The following is a 9,921-nucleotide window of genomic DNA, read 5'->3' as shown; positions in this document are numbered from 1 at the left end:
TTGGTGAATTTGAACCTATGAAAGCAGTTGAATTTTTGTCTCATCTCAATCATTTAGCTATAAAAATCTGGCTTGAATCGGAAATTATTCAAGATTATCTCAGTAGCCTAAAATTATTGGAGGAAGTGGCGCAAGTTATTTTTCACTTAGCCCTAGAAGATACTATGCCAGAAATGTTATCTAAAGTTAGCTCTAACTCATGGTTAAATGCTTGGGCTATTGGTCTAGATACTAGTAAGTGGGAAGCCGATCAGCTATTTTATCCCAAAAGCGAACCGCGCAATTTAGACGTGATTAAAGAACAACTTTGGGAGGCAATTGGGAGATGAAAGTAGTAGAGTTTTTGTCTTATTTAAATAGTTTAGATATTAAAGTTTGGCTTGAGGAAGAGAAGCTAAGATATCAGGCTCCCAAGGGGGCAATGACACCAAAAATTAAGCAAGAAATCGGGGAAAAAAAACCTGAGATTTTCGCTTTTTTAAAAGAAGCAAAAATGCCCTCTAGCTCTGTTGAATCAGCCATTATTCCGGTGTCACGGAATCAAGAGTTACCCCTCTCTTTTGCTCAACAACGACTCTGGTTTGTCCACCAGATATCACCCGACAGTACTGCTTACAATATGTTGGAGGCTCTGCGACTAGATGGCTCGCCCAACATAGTTGCACTAGAGCAAAGTCTCAGTGAACTTATTCGCCGTCACGAGGTCTTAAGAACCACTTTTCCTACAGTAGACGGAAAACCGATCCAGCGAATTGCCCCGGACACTGCCTTAAGTTTGCCAATCCATGACTTGCAAGGGTTGTCAGCGTCAGAGCAAACTGAGCAAATTCGACAAATAGGGAAGTCTGTTGCTTCAAAACCTTTCGATCTATCTGTTGGGCCATTAGTACAATTCACCCTCCTGCAACTCAGCGATCAGGAGTATGTACTGCTGTTGAAGATGCACCACATTATCTATGATGGCTGGTCTTTGAGCATCTTCTTTCGTGAGTTATCTCAGCTATATGCAGCTTTCAGTCAAGGTTTGCCATCCCCGCTAGCTGAATTACCGATCCAGTACGCCGACTTTGCAGTTTGGCAACGCCAGTGGCTCACAGGTGAAGTTCTTGATCGCCAACTCAATTACTGGCAACAACAGTTAGCGGGTGCGCCTGGCGTATTACAACTAGGTAGCGTTATAGAAGCTCACCGTAGGCATCGCCCCCGTCCCCCACTTCAGACCTTTGAAGGTGGAGTTGAGTGTTTTCAACTCGATCGCAACCTCACACAACGCCTCAAGGAGTTGAGCCAGGAGTCACAGACAACTCTGTTTATGACCCTACTGGCAGCTTTTTTGGTATTGCTCTCTCGTTACAGTGGTCAGTCAGATATTGTTGTTGGCTCCCCCATCGCTAACCGCAACACCAAGAGCGTCGAGCAACTCATGGGATTTTTTGCGAATACCCTAGCATTAAGGGGCAATCTCTCTGGAAACCCCAGCTTTGCTGACTTCTTAGCGCAAGTGCGGCAAACCACGTTGTCAGCATACTCCCACCAGGACTTGCCCTTTGAGATGTTGGTGGAAAAGTTACAGCCAGACCGAGATTTAAGTCGTAATCCTCTGGTACAGGTGATGTTTTCCCTCCAGAATGCCCCCCAGTCTTCTGCCGATTTGCCAGGTTTAAGTATTCAGAATATCCCCTTGTCACTTGATGTCAAAGTCAGGTTTGAACTGGAAGTGAACTACTGGGAAATTCCTGACGGTCTGGAGGGCGTTTGGTCTTATAACACTGATTTATTTGATGCAGCCACAATTATTGTCATAGGTGAACATTTTCAAACTTTACTCAAAGCAATTGTTGCCAATCCAAAAGCCCGAATTTCGGAATTATCGCTGTTGAATTCAGCAGAGCGTCATCAATTGTTGGTGGAGTGGAACGATACTCAAACAGACTATCCTCAAGATAAATGTATTCATCAGTTATTTGAGGAGCAGGTAAAGCGTACACCGGATGCAGTGGCGGTGGTGTATGAAAATCAACAACTGACTTATGGTGAGTTGAATGCCAAAGCTAACCAATTGGCGCACCACTTGCGCTCATTGGGAGTGGGAGCAGATGTGCTGGTGGGAATTTGTGTAGAGCGATCCTTAGAAATGATTGTAGGATTATTGGGAATTCTCAAGGCGGGCGGGGCTTATGTCCCTCTCGACCCAGAGTATCCTCAAGAGCGTTTGCGCTTTATGCTAGAAGATGCTCAAGTTTCCGTGTTGCTCACCAAGCAGGGACTCGTTAACAGCCTACCTGAGCATACGGCACAGCTTGTTTGTTTGGATACAGAATGGCACTTGATTGCTCAGTGTAGTCAAGATAATGCGATCGCACAGCTTACCGTAGGTATCGCCTCTGGCGGGGCTACGCCCATCGCACTTGTGCAAGCTAGTAACTTGGCTTATGTGATTTATACCTCTGGTTCAACAGGTCAGCCCAAAGGAGTTGAAGTTGTTCACCGTGGCATTAATCGTCTTTTATTTGGAGTAAATTACGTTCATCTCGATGCCAACCAAAGATTTCTTCAGATAGCCCCAATTTCTTTTGATGCTTCCACATTCGAGATTTGGGGAGCTTTGCTGCACGGTGCTAGATGCGTTCTTTTTTCAGAAAATATCCCTACTGCTAAAAGTCTGAAGACTGAAATTGACAAACATGGCATTACTATTTTATGGCTGACGGCTGCTTTATTTAACTCCATAATTGATGATGACCCCCAAGCCTTGGCAGGAATTGAACAGCTACTAATTGGTGGGGAAGCACTTTCGGTTGCTCACGTTCAAAGAGCTTCTGAAAATCTGCCATCTACACAAATCATTAATGGCTATGGGCCAACAGAAAGTACAACTTTTACTTGTTGTTACCCGATCCCTAGACAGATTAACGCAACTATAGAGTCAATCCCCATTGGACGAGCGATCGCTAACACGCAAGTTTACATCTTAGACGAGTATCTGCAACCAGTACCCGTGGGTGTGCCAGGAGAATTGCACATCGGTGGTGCGGGATTGGCACGAGGCTATCTCAACCGACCGGAGTTAACACAAGACAAATTCATCCCCAATCCCTTTGATAATTCAAAATTATATAAAACCGGAGACTTAGCACGCTACTTACCAGATGGCAACATCGAATACATAGGACGCATCGACAATCAGGTGAAAATTCGGGGCTTCCGCATTGAGTTAGGAGAAATCGAAGCAGTACTGAGCCAATATGGCGATGTCCAAGTATCTTGCGTGATAGCCCGCGAAGATACCCCAGGTGATAAACGGTTAGTCGCCTACATAGTGCCGCACCCACAGGTGACACCCACAACGGCTGAACTGCGCCAGTTCCTTTCCCATAAACTACCTGGATACATGATACCCAATGCTTTTGTGATGTTGGAGTCCCTACCACTAACACAAAACGGTAAAGTAGACCGCCGCGCCTTGAAAGCACCTGATAACATCAATGACTCAGATAAATTTGTCCAACCCCGTAACCAATTAGAACTACAACTAGTACAAATCTGGTCAAAGATTCTGAAGGTTGACAAAGTGGGAGTACAAGATAACTTTTTTGACCTTGGTGGTCATTCCCTTTTAGCTCCCTACTTAATGGCTGAAATTAAACAGCAGTTTGGTAAAGATATTCCAATAGTAAACCTCTTCCAAAACCCAACTATTGAACAGTTGGCAACAATTGTACAAAAAGACTCGGATTACTCTGGTTCGTCTTGTTTGGTAGCAATTCAACCAAATGGCTCCAACTTACCTTTCTTCTGCGTTCCAGGAGCTGGTGGCAGACCTTTTTACTTCTATCATTTAGGACGTTATTTAGGAGAGGATCAACCGTTATACAGTTTTCAAAATGATCTGTATCGGGACTTAGAGTCAGTCACTCGTATTGAGGATATGGCTAGTATTTACGTTGAAGCAATACAAGCTTTTCAGCCGCAGGGCCCATACTTTTTGGGAGGGCATTCTTATGGCGGGAACGTAGCTTTTGAAATGGCCCAACAGTTGGTTGCTCAGGGACAGGTGGTTGCATTGCTGGCAATAATTGATTCTTCAGCACCGACTTATAAGGATAAGCAAATGCTTATTGATTATATTAATTGGGATCATGCAAGGTGGCTAGCTGAGGTGAGTAAAGGAATAGAGGTTTATTTAGAAAAAAACGTCGATATTTCCTACAATACTCTCAAAACTTTAGCTGTGGAGGAGCAACTAAAATACGTTTTACATTATTTCAAAATGGCTAATATGTTGCCTCCTAATGCTAAAACTATGCAGCTTAAAAATATCGTACAAGCTTATAAAACTAGTTGTTTATGTCTAGTTGATTATGTACCAAAACAGATTTATCCGGGTAAAATTACGATTTTACGCGCCAAAGAGGATCTTCCGGAAAATCCTGATGATGAGTTATATTCTCAGATTTCACAGGATGCAGCCTTGGGCTGGAGCGAGTTTTCTTGCGAACCGGCAGATATCCATTTTGTACTAGGCAATCATATTACTATTATGGCTGAACCTCACATCCAGGTTTTAGCCGAAGAGTTGAAAGCTTGCATCCAGCACGCAAAATAATCTAGAGAGGTAGCTATGTTTCTGGATAAGGCATATTTAATTTCTGGAAATATCTAATAAAAACCAATATGAAAACGTGAGAAGAGAAATGGATCAAAACGAATTTATCAAAATAATTGACAGTTTAATTCTAAATCCATCGACTAGAGAGTACTACGGACAAAAAGAGTTTTTCAATGTAGGCTATTGGCGCTCAGATACTCAGAATCAGCAGGAAGCTTGTTTTAACCTCATGGAAAAGCTTTTAGCATTTCTTCCCGAAAAGCAGGGAACTATCCTCGATGTTGGCTGCGGTTTGGGAGCAACTACTAGTCATCTCCTCAAATATTACTCGCCTGCCGACGTTGTAGGCATTAATATTTCCGCCAAACAAATCGAAAGAAGTACAGTTAACGCACCAAGCTGCAAGTTCATTTGCATGGATGCTGTGCAGATGGAATTTGAGGATGATTTGTTTGATAACATCATCTGTGTTGAGGCAGCTTTCTATTTTGATACAAGGGAGAAGTTTCTGAAAGAGGCTGCGCGGGTATTGAAGCCAGGAGGCAATTTTATCCTCTGTGATCTGATCTTTGAAACTACAAAGTATTTCGGTGATTTGATTGTCCCTGAAAATATTGTCAAAGATATTGAGGAGTATAAAAATCTTTACCAACATGTAGGATTCCAGCAGATAGAAATTGTGGAAGCGACAAATGAGTGCTGGAAAACACACTACCGAGATCTAAAATCTTGGATTGAAGAGGAATTTAAAACAGCAAAGATAGATGAATCAACCTATCAGACAAATGTGCTTGCCATCAATGCCTTGCTAGATTCTTCATCTATAGATTATTTGTTGGTTTCAGCAAAGAAACCAGTAAAGTAACTGTGATAGATCACAGTTGAGATAGTCGGCACTCTGTAATAAATTACACAGTTTTTACTTTATAAGGCCAAATAATGTTTCAGTCGCTATCAGGCAAAAAAGTGGTGATTATTGGTACAAGCTCAGGGCTTGATCTGGCGATCGCCCAAAAAATGGTAGAAGTGGGGGCAAAAGTTGTACTTTCCCACTCATCTCAAGAAAAATTAAATCAAGCGATCGCGTTGATTTCCGGAGAGATTGAGGTCAAAACTGTTGATGTGTCGAATGAGAATTCAGTCAATGCTTTTTTTGAGCAGATCGGAAACTTCGATCATTTAATTGTAACGGCTATGGGAGACAGAAATATGCCGCGATCGCTTTTAGCAGAGATGACCACACAAACCGCTCAAGGTGCAATGGAGAAATTCTGGAGAACGTTCTTTGCTGTGCGTGCATCCCTGAAAAATATCGCGACTGACGGCTCTATTACCCTCACATCCAGTGTCAGTATCTTCAAATCTTCCAAATTGGGGGGGATTTCGGCGATCGCAGCCGCAAATGGTGCAGTTTCAGTGTTTGGGCGATCGCTGGCGTTAGAAATTGCACCGATTCGAGTCAACGTAATTGCCCCCGGATTGATAGAAGATACAAGTATTTGGAGCAGTCAAAGTGAGTCGGAACGCTCAGATCTAACAAAGTGGGCTGAAGCAGCCTTACCTGTCCAGCATCTTGGTAAACCAGAAGAACAGGCGCAAGCAGTATTAAGTTTGATCGCGAATTCTTATATTACAGGGGCTATTTTGCCTGTGGATGGCGGTGTAACGCTTCTGTAATCACAACACTAATTATTTTATTTTTCAAATATGCCAACCCAAGTTGTTCAAGCCCAACCCATAACAAATGCTTTTTCAGGTATTACCCAATTTTGGGAAGATGTCAAAGCGATCGCAGGCCCTTACTGGTATCCAACAAAGTCAGGTGAAAGAGCATTCTCAGACGTGATTCGTGCATGGGGAATGCTGGTTCTCCTGATATTACTAATAATCGCCCTTGTGGGTGTAACTGCTTTTAATAGTTTCGTTAGCCGTTATTTGGTTGATACTCTTATTCAAGAGAAAGATTATTCTCAGTTCCTTAACACCTTATCAATCAATATTGTTGGGCTTGTCGTAGTAACGTTGTTATTAGGAGTTTCTAAACTTGTCAGAAAACAAATTGCTCTTGATTGGTACAAATGGCTAAATAATCACATTTTAGATAAATATTTGAGCAATCGTGCTTATTATAAAATTAATTTTAGATCCGATGTTGATAATCCAGATCAACGTTTAGCTAAAGAAATTGAACCTGTTACCAATAGTGCTCTGAGCTTTTCAGCTACTTTTTTAGAGACAATACTGAAAATGGTAACTTTTTTAATAATTATCTGGTCAATTTCTCAACAAATTACTATCATTTTGCTTATTTATACAATTATAGGCAATTTAATTGCTGTTTACTTAAATCAAAAATTAACTACAATTAATCAAAATGAAATCGAAACTAAAGGTGATTACACTTATGCCTTGACTCATGTACGGGATCACGCTGAGTCTATAGCTTTTTTTCATGGAGAAAAACAAGAATTAAATATAATTGGGCGCCGATTCTCTCAGGTTGTGAACAATATTCAAAGCAAGATTAATTTGGAGAGAAATCAGGACATTTTTAGCAGAGGATATCAAGCTGTTATTGAAGTATTCCCTTTCTTAGTACTCGCACCTTTATATATTGGAGGTGAAATTGATTTTGGACAACTTGGACAAGCCGCTTTAGCTTGTAATATGTTTGCTATTTCTCTGGGACAATTAATAAATGAATTTGGGACTTCTGGACGATTTTCTAGTTACGTTGAGCGTTTATCTGAGTTTTCCAATGCTTTAGAAGCAGTGACTAAACAACCTGAAAATGTCAGTACTATTAAAACAATAGAAGAAAACCATTTTGCTTTTGAGCATGTCAGTTTACAAACGCCCAACTATGAGCAAGTGATTGTCAAAGATTTATCACTTTCTGTTCAACCTGGAGAAGGTCTGTTAATTGTGGGGCCTAGTGGTCGAGGTAAAAGTTCTCTGCTGAGAGCGATCGCTGGTTTGTGGAATGCGGGTACTGGTCGTCTGGTGCGACCTCCCCTAGAAGAAGTCTTATTCTTACCCCAACGTCCTTATATCATTTTGGGAACTTTGCGCGAACAGTTACTCTATCCTCAGACAACTCGTCAAATGAGCGATCAAGAACTCAAAGAAGTTCTGCAACAAGTTAACCTGCAAAACTTGCTAAGTCGAGTCGATGGCTTCGATACAGAACTTCCTTGGGAGAATATATTATCTCTGGGAGAACAACAACGCCTTGCATTTGCACGACTACTAGTTACTCATCCGAGGTTCACCATATTAGATGAAGCAACCAGTGCTTTAGATTTGAAAAATGAAGGAAATTTATATCAACAGTTACAAGAAACCAAAACAACATTTATCAGTGTTGGACATCGAGAAAGTCTATTTAATTATCATCAATGGGTTTTAGAACTTTCACAAGATTCTAGTTGGCAACTTCTTCGTGTCAAGGATTATCGGCTGCAAAAAGCCAAAGAAATTTTCACTAGTCCTTCTGATAATATTCAAATCACAATAGATGATTTTCCTCATCAATCTCCAACTCAACCAGAAATAGGGGTAGTAATAGGTACGAGTGCAGGATTTTCTCATAAAGAAATGCAGACATTAACAGACTATTCACTTGCAAGCATTAGAAGCAAAGCAAGCCTTGGTAAGTCCATTACTGCTAAGGATGGCTTTCCCTACCGCTACAACAAAGACCCCAACGTGTTGAAATGGGTGAGAGTTTAGCGGTTACTCATGCTCTTTAGATAAAACTTCTGGTGCTTTAGCCCAACAAAGAACCTTAACTGTGCGTTTACCCTAAAAAATGAGTAAAATTTTTAACCCCAAACAGATGACGAAGTAACGCAAGCTTCGTACTTTGGGCTAATAATGACTGACATCCAAACTTGTGTTTCATAAGGTATAAAAAAATGACATCTCTTTTTGTGGAAAAACAAGAATTAGCTAAACAAATAGTCCAATATATTGAGCAAAATGAAGTTGCTGTTGCTGTCAAAAAACTGCGTCAACAGGCAACAAACTCTTGTGAACTTCCTCCAGCTTGGCTACTCAACACAGCAGATGCTTTGGAAAATAATGACTGGAGCATCTTGTCTGAAGGGTTTATTAATATGGATTTTCTCGGCAAAAACGGCTATTTCTTGATTATCGCACCTTACCAAATAAATCGAGAATTCCAATGTAATGTGACTTTAAGCGCAATTTACGGGAAAATACACGAGAACTCTCAGGCATCTATTGAACAATTAGAAAATCTGAGTCGCGAAAAATTTGGAACACTTGGTCAACCAATTCTGAGAAACCTTTCCTTTACGGAAATTGCTAGTTGCGGTAATGTCAGTGGTGAAACTGGTGAAGCCTTCATCGTCCCGAATGGATGGTCTTTTCCTAACAGTGTTTGTGGCCCAGCATTAAATAATTCAAGTGAGCAGCGACGACGTTTTTTAGGTTCCAGTCGCCAATGCATCCAAAAAGTATTTGAATATGAAACAGCTAATTTACTATTAGGCCCTTTAGAAGACGAAATCAATAGTGAACGCTATCGCCATGTAGACACTCAAGTTCATGAAGCAGGACATGCGAGTGGTTTGGGATTTGACTTCAAGGTAAAGCAAAACCTTTTCCAAAACTATGTCTATGCTGGTGTAGAGGAATGGCGAGCTGATAGTCTAGGGTTTGAGTTTGCAGCTTGCATTTTACCTGCCCAAGAAGCTGGGAAGTTGGTAGCTGTCAATTTTTGCATTCGCTTTGGCTTAGATGCTCACCGTTTAGGAGGCATAGAAAAAGATACCGATGTATATGCTAGCCTTATAAGCTTAGAATATCTTTTTCAAAATGATGCTATATATGTCACTAAAAATGGTCAATTAGCTTTACGTAATTTGAGTTATCCAGGTTTACTTAAAGCCGTGGAACTCCATCGAGCACAAGCATTAAGTCTTACCCGAAGAGAGTTAAACCTTAAAAGTCCTACAGGTATTTTCTATTTGTACAACATAGACATTCACCCATCAACTCAATCAATTTTTCAGGGACTAGTTATGGAACGCTGTCAAGGGATTTGGGCACAGTTGAAATAATCAGTTTCTCCCTATTTTTGGCGTTGTTGTACGAATAGCAGGAATGATTAACTATACTTATCATTTATTCCTTCCATATTCTAATAATACCAAAAAAAGGTTCTACCGATCCCCTTATGGAGATTTAACACTAAAGTGCCAAGATAATAGGCAGCGCAATCGAAAGTTTGCGAAATTACGAAAGCCATAACCTAGCCTTTTAATCAGCTTCAACTTATTGTTAAT

Annotated in this window: 7 protein-coding genes; 6 read left to right on the top strand and 1 reads right to left on the bottom strand. The window is 40.9% G+C overall.

From position 1 onward, the window contains the following. The first annotated feature begins 17 nt into the window (after positions 1-17). The 6 genes from IQ246_RS14930 to IQ246_RS14905 all read left to right on the top strand — a co-directional run bounded on the left by IQ246_RS14930 (position 18) and on the right by IQ246_RS14905 (position 9,696). Positions 18-329: a hypothetical protein gene (locus IQ246_RS14930; RefSeq protein WP_244142037.1), complete on the top strand. Its 312-nt coding sequence runs from the start codon at positions 18-20 to the stop codon at positions 327-329. Continuing rightward, positions 326-4,606, top strand: coding sequence for a non-ribosomal peptide synthetase (locus IQ246_RS14925; protein ID WP_194004146.1), 4,281 nt, complete (start codon positions 326-328; stop codon positions 4,604-4,606). Before IQ246_RS14930 ends, IQ246_RS14925 begins: the two co-directional genes overlap by 4 nt. An 88-nt stretch (positions 4,607-4,694) precedes the next feature. Further along, entirely contained in the window at positions 4,695-5,474 is a 780-nt protein-coding gene (locus IQ246_RS14920; protein WP_194004145.1) for a class I SAM-dependent methyltransferase, read from the top strand. Between the two features lie 74 nt (positions 5,475-5,548). Further along, entirely contained in the window at positions 5,549-6,286 is a 738-nt protein-coding gene (locus IQ246_RS14915) for an SDR family oxidoreductase (RefSeq protein ID WP_194004144.1), read from the top strand. A gap of 30 nt (positions 6,287-6,316) precedes the next feature. Next, positions 6,317-8,341 (top strand): ABC transporter ATP-binding protein/permease, encoded by a 2,025-nt coding sequence (locus tag IQ246_RS14910; RefSeq protein WP_194004143.1) that lies wholly within the window; start codon positions 6,317-6,319, stop codon positions 8,339-8,341. A 185-nt stretch (positions 8,342-8,526) separates the two neighbouring features. Then, on the top strand, positions 8,527-9,696 hold the full coding sequence (locus tag IQ246_RS14905; protein WP_194004142.1) for a DUF6014 family protein: 1,170 nt from the start codon (positions 8,527-8,529) through the stop codon (positions 9,694-9,696). Positions 9,697-9,810: 114 nt separating this feature from the next. Here IQ246_RS14905 and IQ246_RS14900 read toward each other — a convergent pair. Beyond that, positions 9,811-9,921 (bottom strand): transposase (locus IQ246_RS14900; RefSeq protein ID WP_194000466.1); only part of this gene is annotated, 111 nt, incomplete at its 5' end.

The organism is aff. Roholtiella sp. LEGE 12411 (genome assembly GCF_015206995.1).
Classification (GTDB): domain Bacteria; phylum Cyanobacteriota; class Cyanobacteriia; order Cyanobacteriales; family Nostocaceae; genus Komarekiella.
This window is presented reverse-complemented; position numbering and strand designations above follow the sequence as displayed.

What these genes read in the sequence shown, in the direction of transcription:
- IQ246_RS14930 (WP_244142037.1), top strand. Translation starts at nt 18, where the DNA reads ATGAAAGCAGTTGAATTTTTGTCTCATCTCAATCATTTAGCTATAAAA.
- IQ246_RS14925 (WP_194004146.1), top strand. Translation starts at nt 326, where the DNA reads ATGAAAGTAGTAGAGTTTTTGTCTTATTTAAATAGTTTAGATATTAAA.
- IQ246_RS14920 (WP_194004145.1), top strand. Translation starts at nt 4,695, where the DNA reads ATGGATCAAAACGAATTTATCAAAATAATTGACAGTTTAATTCTAAAT.
- IQ246_RS14915 (WP_194004144.1), top strand. Translation starts at nt 5,549, where the DNA reads ATGTTTCAGTCGCTATCAGGCAAAAAAGTGGTGATTATTGGTACAAGC.
- IQ246_RS14910 (WP_194004143.1), top strand. Translation starts at nt 6,317, where the DNA reads ATGCCAACCCAAGTTGTTCAAGCCCAACCCATAACAAATGCTTTTTCA.
- IQ246_RS14905 (WP_194004142.1), top strand. Translation starts at nt 8,527, where the DNA reads ATGACATCTCTTTTTGTGGAAAAACAAGAATTAGCTAAACAAATAGTC.